Origin of the sequence: Pseudomonas sp. Pseusp16 (assembly GCF_047324915.1) — a bacterium.
Lineage (GTDB): Bacteria > Pseudomonadota > Gammaproteobacteria > Pseudomonadales > Pseudomonadaceae > Aquipseudomonas > Aquipseudomonas fluorescens_CD.
On the sequence record NZ_CP168522.1, the window covers coordinates 6,893,713 to 6,913,038 of the forward strand.

General features: G+C 62.0%; 17 protein-coding genes. 10 read left to right on the top strand and 7 right to left on the bottom strand.

Features of this window, described 5'->3' with window-relative positions:
- The first annotated feature begins 7 nt into the window (after window positions 1-7).
- The 4 genes from kdpB to ACEN8Q_RS31365 all read left to right on the top strand — a co-directional run bounded on the left by kdpB (window position 8) and on the right by ACEN8Q_RS31365 (window position 6,282).
- Window positions 8-2,068: a potassium-transporting ATPase subunit KdpB gene (kdpB, locus tag ACEN8Q_RS31350; protein ID WP_413425589.1), complete on the top strand. Its 2,061-nt coding sequence runs from the start codon at window positions 8-10 to the stop codon at window positions 2,066-2,068.
- 142 nt (window positions 2,069-2,210) lie between these two features.
- The gene (gene kdpC, locus ACEN8Q_RS31355) at window positions 2,211-2,756 is read left to right on the top strand and encodes a potassium-transporting ATPase subunit KdpC (RefSeq protein WP_159390292.1); all 546 of its coding nucleotides are present in this window, start codon (window positions 2,211-2,213) and stop codon (window positions 2,754-2,756) included.
- 130 nt (window positions 2,757-2,886) lie between these two features.
- Entirely contained in the window at window positions 2,887-5,538 is a 2,652-nt protein-coding gene (locus ACEN8Q_RS31360) for a DUF4118 domain-containing protein (protein ID WP_413704219.1), read from the top strand.
- Between the two features lie 48 nt (window positions 5,539-5,586).
- Window positions 5,587-6,282: a response regulator gene (locus ACEN8Q_RS31365; RefSeq protein WP_413704220.1), complete on the top strand. Its 696-nt coding sequence runs from the start codon at window positions 5,587-5,589 to the stop codon at window positions 6,280-6,282.
- A gap of 169 nt (window positions 6,283-6,451) precedes the next feature.
- Here the strand turns inward: ACEN8Q_RS31365 and ACEN8Q_RS31370 are convergent, their stop codons facing one another.
- Window positions 6,452-7,489: a patatin-like phospholipase family protein gene (locus ACEN8Q_RS31370; RefSeq protein ID WP_413428263.1), complete on the bottom strand. Its 1,038-nt coding sequence runs from the start codon at window positions 7,487-7,489 to the stop codon at window positions 6,452-6,454.
- Window positions 7,490-7,710: 221 nt separating this feature from the next.
- Between ACEN8Q_RS31370 and ACEN8Q_RS31375 the strand changes: the two genes are divergently transcribed.
- The 3 genes from ACEN8Q_RS31375 to ACEN8Q_RS31385 all read left to right on the top strand — a co-directional run bounded on the left by ACEN8Q_RS31375 (window position 7,711) and on the right by ACEN8Q_RS31385 (window position 9,779).
- Window positions 7,711-7,989: a hypothetical protein gene (locus ACEN8Q_RS31375; RefSeq protein ID WP_008017838.1), complete on the top strand. Its 279-nt coding sequence runs from the start codon at window positions 7,711-7,713 to the stop codon at window positions 7,987-7,989.
- A gap of 100 nt (window positions 7,990-8,089) precedes the next feature.
- Window positions 8,090-8,848, top strand: a complete 759-nt coding sequence (locus tag ACEN8Q_RS31380) for a CHAD domain-containing protein (RefSeq protein WP_413428262.1) — start codon at window positions 8,090-8,092, stop codon at window positions 8,846-8,848.
- A gap of 133 nt (window positions 8,849-8,981) precedes the next feature.
- A complete protein-coding gene (locus tag ACEN8Q_RS31385) occupies window positions 8,982-9,779 on the top strand; it encodes an acyl-CoA thioesterase (protein ID WP_413428261.1) in 798 nt (265 codons plus the stop codon).
- Here ACEN8Q_RS31385 and ACEN8Q_RS31390 read toward each other — a convergent pair whose 3' ends face one another.
- From ACEN8Q_RS31390 to ACEN8Q_RS31400, 3 genes are all read right to left on the bottom strand, one after another.
- Window positions 9,780-10,145: a terminase gene (locus ACEN8Q_RS31390; protein ID WP_413428260.1), complete on the bottom strand. Its 366-nt coding sequence runs from the start codon at window positions 10,143-10,145 to the stop codon at window positions 9,780-9,782.
- A gap of 221 nt (window positions 10,146-10,366) precedes the next feature.
- Window positions 10,367-11,848 (bottom strand): methyl-accepting chemotaxis protein, encoded by a 1,482-nt coding sequence (locus ACEN8Q_RS31395; protein WP_413704221.1) that lies wholly within the window; start codon window positions 11,846-11,848, stop codon window positions 10,367-10,369.
- Between the two features lie 188 nt (window positions 11,849-12,036).
- Complete coding sequence (locus ACEN8Q_RS31400; RefSeq protein ID WP_413704222.1) at window positions 12,037-12,846, bottom strand: TatD family hydrolase; 810 nt, start codon at window positions 12,844-12,846, stop codon at window positions 12,037-12,039.
- 236 nt (window positions 12,847-13,082) lie between these two features.
- Between ACEN8Q_RS31400 and ACEN8Q_RS31405 the strand changes: the two genes are divergently transcribed.
- From ACEN8Q_RS31405 to ACEN8Q_RS31415, 3 genes are all read left to right on the top strand, one after another.
- Window positions 13,083-14,504 (top strand): transglycosylase SLT domain-containing protein, encoded by a 1,422-nt coding sequence (locus tag ACEN8Q_RS31405; RefSeq protein WP_413428257.1) that lies wholly within the window; start codon window positions 13,083-13,085, stop codon window positions 14,502-14,504.
- 103 nt (window positions 14,505-14,607) lie between these two features.
- Window positions 14,608-15,042 carry a DoxX family protein gene (locus ACEN8Q_RS31410; RefSeq protein ID WP_413428256.1) on the top strand — a complete coding sequence of 145 codons (435 nt, stop codon included), beginning with the start codon at window positions 14,608-14,610 and terminating at the stop codon, window positions 15,040-15,042.
- Between the two features lie 247 nt (window positions 15,043-15,289).
- A complete protein-coding gene (locus ACEN8Q_RS31415; protein WP_008001428.1) occupies window positions 15,290-15,598 on the top strand; it encodes a hypothetical protein in 309 nt (102 codons plus the stop codon).
- A 3-nt stretch (window positions 15,599-15,601) separates the two neighbouring features.
- Here ACEN8Q_RS31415 and greB read toward each other — a convergent pair whose 3' ends face one another.
- From greB to ACEN8Q_RS31430, 3 genes are read right to left on the bottom strand one after another with little or no spacing between them, the layout of a single operon-like run.
- Window positions 15,602-16,099 carry a transcription elongation factor GreB gene (greB, locus tag ACEN8Q_RS31420; RefSeq protein ID WP_007973570.1) on the bottom strand — a complete coding sequence of 166 codons (498 nt, stop codon included), beginning with the start codon at window positions 16,097-16,099 and terminating at the stop codon, window positions 15,602-15,604.
- A 34-nt stretch (window positions 16,100-16,133) separates the two neighbouring features.
- A complete protein-coding gene (locus ACEN8Q_RS31425) occupies window positions 16,134-18,638 on the bottom strand; it encodes an ABC transporter permease (protein ID WP_413704223.1) in 2,505 nt (834 codons plus the stop codon).
- The gene (locus ACEN8Q_RS31430) at window positions 18,638-19,321 is read right to left on the bottom strand and encodes an ABC transporter ATP-binding protein (RefSeq protein WP_413428254.1); all 684 of its coding nucleotides are present in this window, start codon (window positions 19,319-19,321) and stop codon (window positions 18,638-18,640) included. Before ACEN8Q_RS31430 ends, ACEN8Q_RS31425 begins: the two co-directional genes overlap by 1 nt.
- Between the last annotated feature and the right edge of the window lie 5 nt (window positions 19,322-19,326).

The window sequence follows — 19,326 nt, forward strand, 5'->3', positions numbered from 1 at the left end:
TTATTTGATGAATATGCCCGTAACTAAACCGGTCGCCACCGTCAAAGCGCCGGAACAACCAAAAACCGCGATCTCGGCCCTCTGGCGCCCGGCGTTGCTGCAAGCCTTCGTCAAGCTCGACCCACGGCAATTGCATCGTGCGCCAGTGATGTTGGTGGTCGAACTGACGGCGATCCTGACCACCGTGTTGTGCTTCGTGCCGGACACGGCGGTGCCGACCTTCGTTGCTGCGCAAATTGCCCTCTGGTTGTGGTTCACCGTATTGTTCGCCAACTTCGCCGAAGCCCTGGCCGAAGGTCGCGGCAAGGCCCGCGCCGACAGTCTCAAGGCCGGTAGCGAAGGCCTCAGCGCCCGGCGCAAAACCAGCAACGGCACTTTCCAGGTGGTGCCGGCCACCAGCCTGCGCAAGGGTGATGTGGTGCGCGTCGAAGCAGGGGAGATGATCCCCGGTGACGGTGAGGTGATCGAAGGCATCGCGGCGGTCAACGAAGCGGCGATTACCGGTGAATCGGCACCGGTGATTCGCGAGTCCGGCGGCGACCGCTCGGCCGTCACCGGCAACACAAGGCTGGTGTCCGACTGGCTGCTGGTGAAGATCACCGCCAACCCTGGCGAGTCGACCCTGGACCGCATGATCGCTCTGGTCGAAGGCGCCAAACGCCAGAAAACCCCGAACGAAGTGGCGCTCGACATCCTGCTGATCGGCCTGACCCTGATCTTCCTGATGGTGGTCGTGACCCTGCAACCGTTCGCCCACTTCGCCAACGGCAGCCTGCCGCTGGTGTTCCTGGTGGCGTTGTTGGTCACGCTGATTCCGACCACCATCGGCGGTTTGCTGTCGGCCATCGGTATCGCCGGCATGGATCGGCTGGTACGCCTGAACGTGATCGCCAAGTCCGGTCGTGCAGTGGAAGCGGCGGGAGACGTGCATGTCCTGCTGCTGGACAAGACCGGCACCATCACCTTCGGTAACCGTCGTTGCTCGGCGGTGTATGCCGCCCCTGGTGTGACAGCCAGGGAACTGGCCGAAGGCGCATTGCTGGCTTCGCTGGCCGATGACACCGCTGAAGGCAAGTCGATCGTCGAATACCTGCGTGGCACTCATCCGCAACCGGAGCCGTCCGCCGATGTGCTGACAGCCGTGCCATTCAGTGCCGAAACCCGCTTGTCCGGTGTCGACTATCAGGGGCGCGTGTTTCGCAAAGGCGCGGTGGATTCGTTGCTGGCGTTCGTTGGCCTCAAGCGGGCGGATCTGGCTGCACCATTGTCCCGTGAAATCGACCGGATCGCCCAAAGCGGCGGTACGCCGTTGCTGGTGTGTGCAGACGGCAAGTTGCTCGGTGTGATCCACCTCAAGGATGTGGTCAAGCCGGGCATTCGCGAGCGTTTTGCCGAGCTGCGCAAACTGGGCATTCGCACCGTCATGGTCACCGGCGACAACCCGTTGACCGCCGCCGCCATCGCCGCCGAAGCGGGTGTGGATGACGTGCTGGCGGAGGCCACGCCGGAGAAAAAACTGGCGCGCATCCGTCACGAGCAAAACGACGGTCGTCTGGTCGCCATGTGCGGCGACGGCGCCAACGACGCCCCGGCACTGGCCCAGGCGGATGTCGGCATGGCGATGAACGATGGTACGCAAGCGGCACGTGAAGCGGCCAACATGGTCGACCTCGACAGCGACCCGACCAAGCTGCTGGACGTGGTGCAGATCGGCAAGGAGTTGCTGGTGACCCGAGGTGCGCTGACGACCTTTTCCATCGCCAACGATGTGGCCAAGTACTTCGCGATTCTGCCGGCGCTGTTCGCCGCGATCTACCCGCAACTGGGCGTGCTCAACGTGATGCACCTGAGCAGTCCGCAGAGCGCGATTCTCTCGGCGATCGTATTCAACGCCCTGATCATCGTGGTGCTGATTCCTCTGGCATTGCGCGGTGTGCGCGTGCAGGCGGCGAGTGCGGCGGCGTTGTTGCGGCGCAATCTGCTGATCTATGGACTGGGCGGGATTCTGGTGCCGTTCGTGGGCATCAAGGCGATCGACATGCTGTTGACGGCGTTGCATCTGGTTTGACTGAACACCCCCCTGTAGGAGCGAGCTCGCTCGCGATGGTGGTAAACGATAACGCGCCCTTTCTGACACAGCGCGGCGCCTTCAGATCCATCGCGAGCAAGCTCGCTCCTACAGGTTTTCATGCGAATTCGAGGATTTTGAAATGTCCACATTGATACGCCCGGCCCTGAGCCTGCTGGTCCTGATGACGCTGGTCACCGGCGTCGCTTATCCATTGGTGGTCACCGGCGTGGCCCAGGTCGCGTTCCCGGATCAGGCCAACGGCAGCCTGGTGCGTGATGCCGAGGGCAAGGTCCGCGGTTCCTCGCTGATCGCCCAGGATTTCGTCGGTGACGCCTGGTTTCACCCGCGCCCTTCGGCCGGTGCCTTTGCCACCGTGTCGAGCAGTGCCAGCAACCTGTCGCCGAGCAACCCCGCCCTGGCCACTCGCGTGATCGACGATGCCAACAAACTGCTGGTGCCAGGCCAGGGGCCGGTGCCATTGGCGCTGGTCACTACGTCCGGCAGCGGTCTCGATCCGCACTTGCCACCAGCGGCGATTGCCTATCAACTGGCGCGTGTTGCGGCGGCGCGCAATCTGCCGGTAGCGACACTGCAACAACTGCTGGACGCCCACATAGAGCAGCCATTGGTAGGCCCGCCGGTGGTGAATGTGCTTGAGTTGAATCTGGCGCTGGAAAAACTGTAAACCGGCGGCGCTGCCATTCGCGAGCAAGCCCGCTCCCACATTGGAATGCGTACTCCTGTGGGAGCGGGCTTGCTCGCGAAGACGGCAGAATAGTCACTACATCAATCCCGGTAAAAAGAGATCCCCAAGCATGAGCAACTCCGGCCGCGCCGACGCGCTGTTAGCAGACCTGCCCCGTGATGGTCGTGGCCGGCTCAAGGTATTTCTCGGCGCCGCGCCGGGGGTGGGCAAGACCTACGCCATGTTGCAAGCGGCCCACACCCAGTTACGCCAAGGGGTGAAAGTCATTGCCGGCGTCGTCGAAACCCACGGCCGGGCCGAAACCGAAGCACTGCTCGGCGGCTTGCCGCAGCAGCCGTTGGTGCGCTCGGAATACCGTGGCGTGTTGCTCGAAGAAATGGACCTCGACGGTTTGATCAAAGCCAAACCGAAACTGGTGCTGGTCGACGAACTGGCGCACACCAACGCCCCCGGCAGCCGTCACGAAAAACGCTGGCAGGACATTCAGGAGCTGCTCGCCGCCGGCATTGACGTGTACACCACGGTCAACGTCCAGCATCTGGAAAGCCTCAACGATCAGGTGCGCGGCATTACCGGCGTGCAGGTCCGTGAAACCCTGCCGGACTGGGTATTGCAGGAGGCCTACGAACTGCTGCTGATCGACTTGCCGCCCCGGGAACTGCTCGAGCGCCTGCGTGACGGCAAGGTCTATGTGCCGGAGCAGGCGCGGGCAGCCATCGACGCGTTCTTTTCCCAGACCAACCTGACGGCCCTGCGCGAACTGGCGATGCAAACCGCGGCGGCTCAGGTCGATAACGATCTGGCCCAGGGCTATCGCCAACTCGGTCAAGCCGCGCCAGCGGTGCGTGGGCGTTTGCTGGTAGGGGTCGACGGCGATGCCCAGGCTGAGCGTCTGGTGCGGCATGCCAGTCGCGTGGCCCAACGGCGGCACCTGCCCTGGAGCCTGGTGCACGTGGACAACGGCCGCGTGCGGGACGAACAGTCGCGCCTGCGCCTGCAAAGCGCCCAGCAACTGGCCGAACGGCTTGGGGGGGAAGTGGTGTTGCTGCGGGCCGGTGAGGTGGCGAAAACCTTGATTCAGCATGCCGCCGAACGTCGTGCCAGCCTGGTGCTGGTCGGCCAGTCCCGGCCGCGCTTGCGCCGACGTCTGTTCGGTGGCGGGCTGGCGGCGCGGCTGCTGCGCAATGCCCGCGGACTGGAAATCAACGTTCTCGACAGCGATCACCCACAGCATCAACCCCATCGGCGGCCGATGCATTCACTGGTCTGGTTCGACTATGTGTTGGCCGTGGTCGCGACGGTTCTGGCCAGCGCCCTGGCCTGGGCCGTGGCGAGTGTTCTGCCACTGCCGAATATTTCACTGGTGTTCCTCGCCGCCGTGTTGCTGGTGGCGGTGCGCAGCAGTCTCGGACCGGCTCTGGCCTGTGCGGCGCTGTCGTTTCTGACCTATGACTTTCTGTTCATTCCACCGACTTTCTCTCTGAGCATCCAGCGCGAAGAAGACGTACTGACATTATTGTTCTTCCTGCTGATGGCGGCCCTCACCGGCAACCTCGCGGCGCGCCAGCGCCGGCAATTGCAAGCCCTGCGCGACACCCAGGAAGAGACCACTGAATTGCTCGACCTGTCACGCAAACTGACCGCCGCCACCGACCGCCAGGCCGTGGTCAGCGCGGCCGCCCAGCACCTCAACGGTTGGAGCGATGTGCAACTGTGCCTGCTCAATCGCGACGGGCAAAACGGCTGGAAAGTCGAAACCGGTGGTCCGCTGACGTTCACCGAAGCCGAACGCGCCGCCGCCGATTGGGCTTGGCAGCACGATCAACCGGCGGGTGCGGGCACCGGCACCTTGCCGTTCGGCCGCTGGTGGTGGTGGCCGTTATCGGTGGAAGACGGCCCGCTGGCGTTGCTCGGCGTGTGCGCCAGGGAAGGCCAGACCCTGAGCGGTCAGCGCCGACGCTTGTTGACCGCGCTGACCCAGCCGCTGGCCCAGGCACTGGCCCGGGCGCAACTGGCCGATGATCTGGAAGCGGCGCGGCTGCACGGCGAAACCGAACAGTTGCGCAGTGCCTTGCTGGCTTCGGTGTCCCACGATTTACGCACACCGTTGACATCCATGCGCGGCAGTATCGATAGCCTGCTGGCCCTGGGTGAAGCGATCCCGCTGGAGGATCGACGTGAACTGCTCGAAGGCACCCGCGATGAAGCCGAGCGCCTCGACCGCTACATTCAAAACCTGCTCGACATGACCCGGCTCGGCCACGGTGCCCTGAAGCTGGCGCGGGACTGGGTATCGCCGGCAGACATCGTCGGCAGTGCGCTCAACCGTCTGCGGACAGTCCTTGCGCCGTTGCAGGTCAGCACAGACGTGCCGGCCGAGTTACCGTTGCTGTTCGTGCATGCCGCACTGATCGAACAGGCTCTGATCAACGTGCTGGAAAACGCCGCGCGGTTTTCGCCGTCCCACGGGCGTTTGCAATTGCACGCCGGAGCTGATGACAGTGAGCTGTTCTTTTCGGTCAGCGACGAAGGCCCGGGGATTCCGGAGGAGGAGCGGGCGAAGATTTTCGACATGTTCTACACCGCGGCGCGGGGTGATCGTGGCGGGCAGGGGACCGGGCTGGGGCTGGCGATCTGTCAGGGCATGGTCGGTGCCCATGGCGGACGCATCAGCGTCGCCGACGGCATCGAGGGGCGTGGCACCTGCATCACATTGCACCTGCCGCTACAGGCTCAGCCGGGATACGAAAGTGAAGCCTGATCGTGCTTGCGCTACTCTCTTGCCACTTCTTTGTGTTGATGTGAATTCATGAGCCAGACCGCGACCATTTTGGTCATCGATGACGAACCGCAGATCCGCAAATTCCTGCGCATCAGCCTCGCTTCCCAGGGTTACAAGGTGCTGGAGGCCGGCACCGGCAGTGAAGGATTGGCTCAAGCTGCGTTGAACAAACCGGACTTGCTGGTGCTCGACCTGGGCTTGCCGGACATGGACGGCCAACAGGTATTGCGCGATTTTCGCGAGTGGTCGACGGTGCCCGTGCTGGTGCTCTCCGTGCGCGCCGGTGAAGGGCAGAAAGTCGAGGCCCTGGATGGCGGCGCCAATGACTACGTGACCAAGCCGTTCGGCATTCAGGAATTCCTGGCGCGGATTCGTGCGCTGTTGCGCCAGGCGCCCGCCGGCGAGGTCCCGCAAGCGGCGCTGACCTTCGGTCCATTGACGGTCGACCTGGCGTATCGCCGGGTGCTGCTCGACGGTATCGAAGTTGCGCTGACTCGCAAGGAATACGCCGTGCTGGCGCAACTGGCGCGGCATCCCGGGCGGGTGATCACCCAGCAGCAATTGCTCAAGGACATCTGGGGGCCGACGCACACCGAAGACACTCATTACCTGCGCATCGTGGTCGGGCACTTGCGCCAGAAACTGACGGATGACCCGACCCGACCACGGTTCATCGTGACCGAGGCGGGGGTGGGGTATCGGTTATTGAGTGAAGAGGTTTGACGTTCTGTGGTGGCTGACCTGACGCCTTCGCGAGCAAGTCGGATCGCCGCACCGCCGCTCCCACACGGGATCCCGGTCAGACACAAATTTTGTGAACACCGAAGATTTACTGTGGGAGCGGGCTTGCTCGCGAAGAGGCCCTGATAGCCACCACAAAGCTTTCAGGCTTTCAGTTCTGCTCATTCTCATAGCGATCCAGCGTATCCCGCGCAATTTCCCGTCCCAGCGCGATCAGCTCCGGCGCCTTGTAGAACTCGAAAAACCGGCACACGCGCTTGGGCACGTTGATCAGGATGTCCGGTGGGTACCCGGCAATCTTGTACTGTGCCAGCGACGTCTGCATCACCTCGAAACTCTGGTTGATCAAGTCCAGCAAGGACGCCGGTCCTACGTTGTCGATGATGAACGAGCCGGTGGCGGAGCGGGGGGCGCCACTGGTTTCCGGAGCCGCCGCGGGTTGCTGCGCCTCGGGCTCGGCGGACTCGATCCACGGGTTGAGGTCCGCACCTTCGGCCTTCAAGGCTTCCTGTTCCAGAACCAACAATTGTTCAGCCTGTTTGCGCCGGAACGGCAACTTCGAACCGACGGAGTTGATCAGGCTGTCGAAGCGGGTCTTGAAGGCGGCAGGACGCTGGATGACCGGCAATTGATAGTGGCGCTGGTTGGTGGAGTTGAGGTTGACCGCGATGATCAGATCGCAATGGCTCGACACCACCGGCACGATCGGCAGCGGGTTGAGAATGCCGCCATCCACCAGCATGCGGTTGCCCTGCATCACCGGGGTGAACAGGCTGGGAATCGCCGCTGAGGCGCGCATGGCCTGATGCAGGCAACCTTCCTGGAACCAGATCTCCTGCTGGTTGGTCAGGTCGGTGGCAACGGCCGTGTAGGGGATACGCAAGTCTTCGATGTTGATCTCGCCGACGATCTTGCGGATTTGCCCGAAGACTTTCTCGCCACGAATCGCCCCCAGACGAAAACTGACGTCCACCAGACGCAGCACGTCGAGATAGTCCAGGCTCTCGATCCAGTCGCGGTAATCATTGAGTTTGCCGGCGGCGTAGATCCCGCCCACCACCGCGCCCATGGAGCAACCGGCGACACAGGCGATGTCATAGCCGCGTCGCTCGATCTCTTCAATGACCCCAATATGCGCATAACCCCGGGCTCCACCCGAGCCCAACACCAGTGCGACGCGCTTTTTCATGAATCGCCCTCGTTTGAATGGTTCAACAATGCACCCATCGAGGGTCATGCTTCAATCGCCATGGTCGTTCGGTGGGGCAGGAGCGTCGTATTTTCGACACTCCATGGCGGCACATGATTATTCTTGTCGGCGCTATAGTTTGCACAGGGGACCAACGGCACTTTTCAGGTGCCACACCGTCTTACCTGCATGACTGTTGACCTATCTTTGAGGAGTGAGTGATGAAAGCCTGGATCTGCGTGCCATTGATTGCCCTGGCGCTCGCCGGTTGTGCCGGCAAAACCGCCTACCGCGACAGCTGTGGCAGCCAGCTCGATGCCGCCTGGCATGAGCTGGACCTGGCCAAGGCCGAAGGATTCGCCGGGACCGTCAGCTACTCCAAAGCCTTGTCGCTGTTGACCGCGGCCAAGACCCAACAGCAATTCGAGGGATTCGAGGGCTGCTCCCACAAGGCCGAGAAGGCCCGTTTCTATATTCGCGAGTCGCGCGCGGGGCGTTGAAGGCAAAAAGCAGCGCCAGGCTCTAAGCTACCAATTGCAAGACTCATCGGGCTTGCAGCTCGTAGCCTGGAGCCTGGCGCTGTTTACGGAGTAAACCCCCATGATCGATCGGTTGGTGGCTCAAATTCTGGGCCTGGAAATTCGTCTGCTGGCCTGTCAGGCCCGCCTGAAAGAGCGTACTGACCCTGAAGCGTTACACGATCTGCGCACAACCATGCGTCGGTTACGCAGCCTGTTGCGACCCTTGCGCGGGTTGCCCGGTGTCGAGCAACTGGAAGCGGCAGCCTCCCGGGTGGGAGAGCTGACCACGCCATTGCGTGATCGCGAAGTGCTGGCGGCGTACCTGCACCAGCACCATCAACCCCAGGCCGCACAGCGGCGCATGGCGCAAATGACCGAAGCCTATCCGGCCGTTGCGGCTAGCCCGGAGCTCGCGCAATTGCTGATCGTCCTCGATGCGTTTCCGCGTTTTCTGCGTGCCGCCCAGCGCCAGGGATTGCTCAAGGGCCTGCGCAAGCGCATCGAAAAGCGCCTGGGCAAACAGTGGAAAATACTCGACGAGGCACTGCATGACCCGGCCCATGACCGTCATCGCTTGCGCCTGCTGATCAAGCGGGTGCGCTATGGCATCGACGCTTACCCCGAACTGGACCGTTTGCCGAAAGCGGCCATGCCGCGGTTGAAATCGGCCCAAGGCGCGCTGGGTGACTGGCACGATTGCGTGCAATGGCTGGCCATGGCTGAACTGGAAGCGGATTTGCAGCCCTGTGTTGCAGTCTGGACCGCCACCATGGCCGAGGCCGAAAGCCGTGCGGACCAGGTGCTGGAAAAGCTCAGCAAGGCTTGTTTCAAACCCTGAAAACACCGGAGATCCATTGTAGGAGCGAGCCTTGTGCGGCTCATCTGTCAGTCAATTTGGCCGGAATAGGCGATGTGTCGACTTCGCCAGATGGTTAAGATCCCTTCGTCTTTTTTCGATCCCTGAGGTTTTCATGCGTTTTTCCGAACTGCTCGACGCTGTCCGTAGCCAGCCGCTGGAGCTGTCTATTCCGGCCTCCTGGGCCCAGGGGCGCGCCACTTTTGGTGGCCTGGTGGCCGCCTTGCAGTACGAGGCCATGCGTGCCCGGGTGCCGGCGGATCGTCCGGTGCGCTCGCTGGCAATCACCTTTGTCGGCCCGGTTGAACCCGAGGTACCGGTCAGTTTTGAAGTCGACGTGTTGCGCGAAGGCAAGGCGGTCAGCCAGGTGTTGGGTCGGGTGATGCAGAAGGGGCAGGTGGTGACGTTGATCCAGGGCAGTTTTGGCGCCTCACGCCCTTCGGAAGTGGCGGTGGCTGCTGAACCGGCACCTGAAATGAAGCACTGGGACGAATGCCAGGAATTGCCTTTTGTCGAAGGCGTCCTCCCGGAGTTCATGCGGCATCTGGCGATGCGCTGGAGTGTCGGCGGGCTGCCGTTCAGCGGTAGTACATCCCGGCAAATGGGCGGCTGGGTGCGCCTGCGCGGCGACGTGAAAGAAGAGGCCGTCAGTGAGGCGCATATCCTCGCGCTGGTGGACGCTTGGCCGCCGGCCCTGATGCCATTTCTGAAGAAGCCGGCGATGGGAAGCACACTGACCTGGACCATTGAGTTCGTGCAACCGCCGCTGGAACTGAGCACCCTGGACTGGTGCAAATACCTCGTCGAAACCGAGCACGCCGCCGACGGCTACGGGCATGCGGCCGCGAAAATGTGGAGCGCGGATGGTCGGTTGATCGCCATGAGCCGGCAGACGGTGACGGTGTTTGCCTGATCAGTGACGACGGTGGCGCTCGCGCCAGGCGCGCCACCAGCCACCGCTGAGGAAGAACCGCGGAAACGTCAGGAACTGCTCGACCATCAGGCGCGATATCGCATCCTTGCGGTCACTGAAGGGTTCGGCGGCTTGCGCCTCCAGGCTGTGGCCGTGACGTTGCAAGGCCAGCGCGGCAATCACACCGATCACGCCGATGGCGATGTTCGAAAGGGTCAGGCTGAACACCCCGGACACGATCAACAGAAACGCCACGATGAACAGCGGCACCGCGATCAGGTGCAACACCAGGTTTGTCGGGTGCTGATGATTGTTCGGGTACGCTCGCCATTGCCAGGCGGGAAGGTTGGGGTGACGTTTGCCCATGATGCTGATCCTCGATCCATGTTGAATACATGAGATGAAGAATAGGCCCGGTCAATGCTGGCGGCGAATCAAGGCTGGCTATTGGCTTGATAGGCGCCATGGTCTGGATTGATCTTGTCAGTTCTGACGCCTTCGCGAGCAAGCCCGCTCCCACATTTTGACGGTATTCCAATGAAAGAACGCGGTCACCTGTGGGAGCGGGCTTGCCCGCGAAGAGGCCCTTACAGTTTGAGCTGACCTATAGCCCTGCTCAACTCCCCGGCCAACGCCGCCAGCTCATTGCTGGTCGTCGCCGACGTCACCGTCTGCTGCACCGTGTTCTCGGTCACGTCACGGATGCTCACCACCGCCCGGTTCATCTCTTCCGCCACCTGGCTCTGCTGCTCGGCCGCCACCGCGATCTGTGTATTGCTTTCTCGCATCTGCGCCACCGCACCGGTGATCTCGGCTAGTGCCACGCCGGCCTCTAGCGCCTGTTGCACGCAGTCGTCGGCCTTGAACGAGCTCTCCTGCATGAAATCCACGGCGTCACGCGTACCGGCCTGCAACGCTGACACCATGCGCGTGATTTCGTCCGTGGAGGCCTGGACGCGTTTGGCAAGGTTGCGCACTTCATCGGCGACCACGGCAAACCCGCGTCCCATTTCGCCGGCCCGGGCCGCTTCGATGGCGGCGTTGAGTGCCAACAGATTGGTCTGCTCGGCGATGCTGTGAATCACGTTGACCACGCCGTTTATCTTCTGACTGTCCTCGGCCAGGCATTGAATCATCTCGGCAGTCTGCTGGACGCCGGTGGACAGTCCGGCAATCGACTGCTGCACCCGTGTCACGACCTCCTGGCCGCTGCCGGCCAGGGTATCGGCCGATTGCGAAAGGTCGCGGGTGGCACCTGCGTGTTGGGCGATGTGATGGACTGTTGCGGTCATTTCATTGATCGCCGTGGCGGCTTGATCGGTTTCGCTTTGCTGGCCCAGCATGCCGAGGCGCACTTCATTCATGCTGGCCGCCAGCCGTGCGGCACCGACGTCCAGTTGCCGGGCGGTGTTGGCGACCGTGTTGACCACCCGTTGATAACCGGCCTGCATGGCGTTGAAGGCGTTGGCCATTTGCCCGACTTCGTCGCTGCAAGCCAATGGTACGCGGGCTGACAGGTCGCCGGTTTTCTCCACGTGGAGCATGACGTCTTTCAAGGTATTGAGCTGGCTGAGCAGGAAGCGGATCAATAACTGCGATGCGCCGAGCATTGCCAGCATCAGGATGAACACCGCCAACGCGTAGTTGGCGAAGCGCTCGCTGAACACCTGGCTCAGGCTTGGCCCGTGGACAATCACAGCGACCTGCTGGCCGTCGGCGCGCGCGAACACTTCGGCACCCATCAATGGATTGTCACCGAACAACGGCATTGAGTTGATCTCGACCCAGCCGTTTGCATGGGTGAGTTGCGGTATGGGTTGTCCATTCAGCGATGGCGCCTGTCCGCGATTGAACGTCAGCAGGTTATCGGTCTCGGGCAGCGGTTGCCCGGCAGGCCAGGCGCCAAGCAATCGCGCCTGTGACTGAGCCGAAGCCCGGGATGCATGACTGCGGGCCTGTTGTTCGAGCTGCACGGCGTACAGCACTAGCAAAAGCGTGGTGATGAAGGCGACAGCGTTGACCGCCCAGAATTTGTATTTCAGCGAGATATTGCTAAGCCAGGCACCCATGGAGGTCTTCTCTGATAGCGGAAACAGTTTTGGCAAGGTGCCATCATTGTGCCGCTACTCAGAAATTCGAACCTTGATACAAGTCAATGTGGGAGCGGGCTTGCTCGCGAAAGCAGGGTATCAGTCGACATCAGTGGTGTTTGATAGTCCCCCTTCGCGAGCAAGCCCGCTCCCACAAGGGGCCGTGTTTACAAGGCGATGGTGGGTAGCCGGTAAAACGCCCGAGCACACGCCGTAGTATGCGCCGCCAGATCTTCCTGGCTTTCCCCGCGATGCAGTGCCACTTCGCGCAATACTTCGGTCAGGTATGCAGGCTCGTTTCGCCCGTTTTTCGGCTTGGGGCGCAGGCTGCGCGGCAGCAGGTACGGTGCATCGCTTTCGAGCATCAGGCGCCCGCGCTTGATCTCCTTGACCAGCGGATGCAAATGCGTGCCCCGGCGTTCGTCGCAGATCCAGCCGGTAATGCCGATGTGCAAGTCCAGGTCGAGATAGCTGAACAGTGCCTTCTGTTCGCCAGTGAAACAATGAACCACGGCAGCCGGCAGTCGGTCGCGGAAGTCGCGCAGGATTTCCAGCAAACGCTGGCTGGCGTCGCGTTCGTGCAGAAAGACCGGCAGCTGCAATTCAACGGCCATGGCCAGATGTTCTTCGAGGACCTTTTCCTGCTGCGGGCGCGGCGAGAAGTCACGGTTGAAATCCAGCCCGCATTCACCCACGGCCACCACATTTGGCTCCTTGAGCAAGCTGCGCAAACGTCGGGCACTGTCGGCGTTCCAGTCACTGGCGCAGTGAGGGTGAATACCGGCGGTGGCGAACAGGCGCTGAGTGCTTTCGTCCAGTTGCTGGCACAGTTCAAGGGCCTGCTCGCTGCCCTCGATGCTGGTGCCGGTCAGCACCAGTTGGCATACACCGGCCGCGTAGGCACGGTCGAGTACGGCCTGGTGTTTGTCGGCAAAGCTGGGGTTGGTCAGGTTGACGCCGATATCGATGAGTTGCATGGTGCTACCTCGGGCCAAAGGCCGGAAAGCATATCAGAGCCGTGGATTTATAAGAAAAGCCAAGAACTACAACGAGTTAACGCTGTCTCTTGAGCCGCGGGGCAGGCCGGGTTGGTAGTTTTGCCATCATTGTGCCAGTCTTTCGCACGTTGCCAGCGCCCAAGGCGCTCTGTTTTGTCGCTGCGCTTGATGCCATTTGTCATTGAAGCGTGCCTCATATTCTTTCCGGAGAGTGGATGATTCGTCCCTCGGTTTTGCTACTGCTGTGCTGTTCGCTGCTACTGCCGATGTCGGCGGTCGCGCGTCTGCCCGGGCCGCTGCAAGCCGTACCGGCCAGCAAGGTGCGCGATCTTGCGGAAATTCGCAGCAGCCGAGTGCTGCGGGTATTGGTCAACCAGAGCCGCAACAGTTCCGGCGAAGTCCAGGGGCAGGCGATCGGGGTCGAATATCATCGCCTCAGAGCGTTCGAGCAATACCTCAACGGCCACGCCCGTGACGGTCAGGAAATTACCCTCAAGATCATTCCCAAGGCCAAGGATCAACTGCTCGGCGCATTGCAGCGCGGGGAGGGGGATCTGGTGGCGCCAGGCGAGTTGCTCGATCTGCAAGCGGGCTTCGCCGTCAGCACCAGTGAGCCGATTGCCAGCAACATCCCGTTGGTGCTGGTGGGCATCAAGGGCGAACGCCGCTACACCCGGCTTGAACAGCTATCCGGCAAAACCCTGGCCTTGCCTGCCGGCAGCGCCGCCGGGGATGCTGTCAGCCAGATCAATCAAAAGCTCGCCCTGCACAAACTGCCACCGGTCACAATCGAATGGGTCGATCCGACCCTTGCCGTCGAGGACGTCCTGGAAATGGTGCAGGGCGGGATCTTCCACCTGACCATTGTCGAGCAGCCGATCGCCGAACGCTGGGGCAAGATCCTGCCCAGGTTGCGTTTCGACAAGCAGGTACTCATCAGCGATCCGGGAGAGGAGTTCTGGTTCGTACGCCGTGATGCCTCGATGCTGCGGGCCAGTATTGATCGCTTCCTCACCGGTTACAAAAAACCGTCGGATCAGGACGCCGCGTTCCTGCGGATCTATCGGCGTCTCTATCAAGTGCACTACCCACTGGCCAAGGCCGATCGGCAGCGTCTGGAAAAACTCCGCCCGGTGCTGCAAAAGCACGCCGATGCCCAAGGCATGGACTGGCTGAACCTGGCGGCGTTGGCGTTCAAGGAATCAGCGTTGCAGCCCACGGCCCGCAGTGGTGGTGGCCCGACCGGCCTGATGCAGATCACGCCTTCTGCGGCGCAGCGGGTGGGGGTCAACAATATCCAGGACGTAGACGGCAATGTGCAGGCCGGGGCCAAGTACCTGGCGATGATCCGGCGCAAGTTTTTTGCCAGCCCGAAACTCAATGAACGCGAACGCATGGCCTTTGTGCTGGCAGCCTACAACATCGGGCCGGAGCGGGTTCAGGGCATGCGCGCCGAAGCCCGGCGGCGAGGGTTGAATCCCAACCAGTGGTTCTTCCAGGTCGAACGCGTTGCCATGGAGCAAGTGGGCATGGGGCCCGTCAGCTATGTTAATAGCGTGAACAAGTATTATTTGGCGTTCGACCGGGAGCGGGAGTCGTTGGAGCCCCAGGGACAAAAGGTTGTCTCACGTAATTGATCTACTAATCTGATTGTTATTGCCGGCTTTTTGCGCTTTTAACATATGATTTACTGATTAATATAGCGGCCAACCAACACACATCAGCAAGGAATGAAACAGCATGAGCACTCTGATCAACAAGGTACTGTCCACCCGCGCTGGCTACGGCCTGACAGTTCTGCGCATCGTTGTCGGCATTGTCTTCGCCGCACACGGTTCGCAGAAACTCTTCGGGGCATTCGGTGGCTATGGTCTGGCGGGAACCGCGCAGTACATGGAAAGCGTCGGGCTGACGCCGGGTTACCTGATGGCGGCAATGGCGGGTGGCATCGAATTCTTCGCCGGCCTGGCCCTGATCATCGGCTTGCTGGCTCGCCCGGCCGCACTTGGCCTGGCATTACTGTCGCTGGTCGCGATTTTCACGGTGCACATCAGCAACGGTCTGTTCATGGCCAACAACGGTTATGAATTCGCCCTGGCGTTGCTCGGTGGCAGTATCGCGGTATTGATCGAAGGTGCGGGCAAACTCTCGGCGGACCGTGCCATCGCCGGTTGACCGCTCTGGCTCAACGAAAAGGCCCGCATTGTGCGGGCCTTTTTTGTTGTGCGTCATTCTTGACACTGTCCAGTCAGCTTCTCTAGGATGTTGCTCATGCGCCGATTTAAACAGCTACTTGCGGGGCGCCAGGTGACTCATTCAGTTGCCGATAGAAGCCGGAACAGGCTTCGAAATACCGCTAAAGCGCTGGTTCGGTGTTGCCTCTCACCTGCCATGCAGACTTTTGAGGCAGAGACACGACACAATGAATGCACTAAACCCTGTTGTACGTCCCGCGCCGATCACGGCACATCTCACCCAGCGCAATCCAAAAATCCTGCTTGGCGGCAAACATCAGCCGACGCTCTTGCGTTATCTCGATGGCTGGCCTCGTCGTACCGGCGGTCCCGCTGCCTTCCTGATCCAGTTTGTCGAAGACGGTGAGTCGCTCGCTCGTTTCGCCGACGACAGTTTCGATCTGGCAGTGATTCAATCCCCCAGCCTTGAAGACGCGCCGGAAGTGATCAGGCAACTGACTCGCGTTGCCCGGCAAGGGCTGATCACCCGCCGTTGAGTTCTACGGGTAGTCGATCGCCACGATATAAACACACTGCTCACCGGTCGGTGTCTGGACTCGAACTTCGGCGTCCAGTGCCTTGCCGATCAGGGCGCGGGCCAATGGCGAATCAATGCTGATCAGGCCTTGTTTGAGGTCCAGTTCATCCGGCCCGACAATGCGGTAGCGCGACTCTTTGCCGTCTTCGTCCTCGATCGTCACCCAGGCGCCAAAATAGACCTTGTTCGGATCGCTGGGTTTTTCGCTGACGACCTTGAGCGCCTCCAGGCGCTTGGTGAGAAAACGCACGCGGCTGTCGATCTCTCGCAGCATCTTTTTGCCGTAGGTGTATTCGGCGTTCTCCGAGCGATCCCCCTGGGCCGCGGCTTCGCTGACAGCCTGGGTAACCTGGGGCCGGCGTACATGCCACAGTTCATGGAACTCGGCACGCATCCGCGCTTCACCCTCGGGGGTGATCAGCGCGGTGCCGGCGGTGCGGGGAGGGCGATAACGGCTCATGACAGCTTCTTGTGGTGAGGATGGCTGGAGTCTATCAACCCTCGCGCAGGACTGTCAGCGGGCTGGCGTTCAATGCCCGACGGGTGCCGAACACCCCGGCACCGCCAATCAGCACGGCACCCACCAATGGCAGCAACAACAGCCATGGATGCGGATGCCATGGCAGGTCGAAGGCATAGCGGTAGAGCACCAGGCTCACCAGTTCCGATCCCAGTGCCGCCAGCAAACCGCTGACCGCACCGAGCAAGCCGAACTCGATGCGCCGTGCCTTGACCAGCAATTGCCGTTCAGCGCCCAGCGCTCGCAGTAATGCGCCCTGGCGAATGCGTTCGTCCAGTGTCGCCTGCAGGCCGGAAAACAGCACCGCCATCCCCGCTGCCAGTACGAACAGCAACACATACTCTACCGCCAGGGTGACCTGGGCGAGAATGCTGCGCAGTTGTTCCAGCAAGGCTTCGACCTGCAGGATCGTCACCGCCGGGAAGGCACGGGACAGGTCGACGATCTGTTGGTCATGGCCCGGTGCCAGATAGAAACTGGTCAGGTAAGTTGCCGGCAGATCCTTCAGGGTGCCGGGCTGGAAGATCATGAAGAAGTTCGGCTGGAAGTTGTCCCAGTTGATCTCCCGCAGGCTGGTGACTTTCGCCTCGCGATTGACCCCGCCAACGCTGAAAACCAGATGGTCGCCGAGCTTGATTTTCAGGCTTTCAGCGACCTTGCCTTCCACCGACACGCCGGGAACATCGTCCGGCGTCTGTTCGTTCCACCAATTACCGGTCGTGAGTTTGTTGCCCGACGGCAGGTCCGCGGCCCAGGTCAGGCTCAGGTCGCGCTGGATTGCCCGATCCCCCGCCGATTCCTTGGTGACGATCTGCTGCACCGGTTCGCCGTTGATGCTGATCAAGCGCCCCGGCACCACCGGATACAACGGTGCCGATTGCGCCGACACGGCGATCAGGTGATCGGTGAAGGCCTGTTTGTCCGCGGGCAGGATGTTCAGGGCGAAGTAATTGGGGGCGTTTTTCGGCAACTGGTTTTGCCAGGTATTCAGCAACTCACCGCGCAGTAGCGCAATCAGCGCCATCGACAGCAGAATCAGGCCGAACGCCAGGGACTGGCCCGCGGCCGCGAGCGGGTGACGCAGCAATTGCCCGAGTCCCAGGCGCCAGGGCAGGGACGCACGGGCGAGCATGCGCCGCAGGCTCTTCAACAGCAGCAGCAACAAACCGCCCAGCACCAGCGCTGCAATCACGCCACCGCCGAGCAGGGCAAAGGTCAGCAGCAGGTCCAGGCTCAGACGCCACATGATCAGGCCGAGGGCACCCAGTGCTGCACCGTAGACCATCCAGGTGCTGGAAGGGATAGGCAGCATGTCCCGACGCAATACGCGCAATGGCGGAACCCGGCCCAGAGCCGCCAGCGGCGGCAAGGCGAAACCGGCCAGCGCCACCAGTCCGGTGCCGATCCCGGCAACGGCCGGAAACAGCCCGCCCGCAGGCACGTCGGTCGGCAGCAAGTCATGCAGCAGGGCAAACAACCCCAGCTGTGCGAACCAGCCGAGGAGGGCGCCGCTGATGCTGGCCAGCAGTCCGAGGACGGTCAGTTGCAGGCTGAACAACACCAGGGTTTCCCAGCGTGACAGCCCGAGGCAGCGTAGCAAGGCACTGGCATCGAATCGGCGAGTGGCGAAGCGGGTTGCCGATAGCGCAACCGCCACGCCGGACAGCAACACCGCGACCAGGCTGGCCATGTTCAGGTAGCGTTCGGCTTTGCCCAGGGCTCCACCGATCTGCCGGTTGCCGTCACGGGCGTCCTGCAAGCGCTGATTGGCGGCGAGGCCCGGTTTTATGAGTTGCCGATAGGTTTCCAGCGCCTTGGCATCGCCGCGCCACAACTCCCGATAGCTGACCCGGCTGCCGGGCTGCACTACACCGGTGGCCACAAGGTCGCCGAGATTGATCAGCACTCGTGGCGTCAGGCTGTAGAAATTGCCGGCGCGGTCGGGTTCGTACGTCAGCACCCGCGTCAGTTTCAGGGTTTTCATGCCGACATCGATGCTGTCGCCGATCTTCAGGTCCAGGGCGGTCAGCAGGCGTGCCTCGACCCAGGCTTCGCCGGGTTTCGGTCCTCCACCGGGTTCCTCCACGGCAAAGGGCGCGGGCGCGCTTTTCAGTTCGCCGCGCAGCGGGTAGGTGCCATCGGCCGCCTTGATGCTGGACAGCTGGATGCCTTTGTCGGTGGCGATAACGCTGGAGAACTCCACCACTTGAGCGTGTTCCAGACCCAGTTCGGTGCCGCTTCTTATTTGCTCGGGGCGCGCCGGCGAGCTGCCTTCGAGCAGCAGGTCGGCACCGAGGAATTCGGTGGCGCGCAACATCATGGCGCCATTCAGGCGCGCGCCAAAGTAACCGATGGCGGTGCTGGCGGCCACGGCCACCAGCAAGGCGAAAAACAACACGCGCAATTCACCGGCGCGGGCGTCGCGCAGCAATTGGCGGATGGCGAGGCTGAACAGGCGCAACAGCGGCAGACGTGCCATCAAGGCTCCAGAGGGGCGACCAGCAGGCCGGCTTCAAGGCGGATCAGGCGCCGGCAGCGATGGGCCAGGCGTTCATCGTGAGTCACCAGTACCAGGGTCGTGCCGCGTTCCTTGTTGAGTTCGAACAGCAAGTCGCTGATGCGCTCGCCGGTGTGGCTGTCGAGGTTGCCGGTCGGTTCGTCGGCGAACAGCACATCGGGCTCGGCGGCGAATGCGCGGGCAATCGCCACGCGTTGTTGTTCGCCCCCCGAGAGCTGGCGTGGCGAGTGAGTCAGGCGCTGGCCCAGCCCCACGCGTTGCAGCAATTGGGTGGCGCGTTCGCGGGCGTCTTTGCGGCCATCGAGTTCCAGCGGCAGCATGACGTTTTCCAGGGCATTGAGGCTGTCGAGCAACTGGAATGACTGGAACACAAAACCCACGTGCTCGGCGCGGATGCGCGCACGCTGGTCTTCATCGAGGCTGCTCAGGCCTTGCCCGGCGAGAGTGACTTCGCCGCTGCTCGGCAGGTCGAGGCCGGCGAGCAGGCCCAGCAGGGTGGATTTGCCGGAACCCGAAGCGCCGACGATGGCCAGGCTGTCGCCCTTGTTCAGTTCCAGGCTGAGTTCGTGCAGGATGGTCAGTTCACCTTCCGCGCTGGGAACCACTTTGCTAAGGTCCTTCGCGATGAGAATGCTTGCGCCCATGGAGA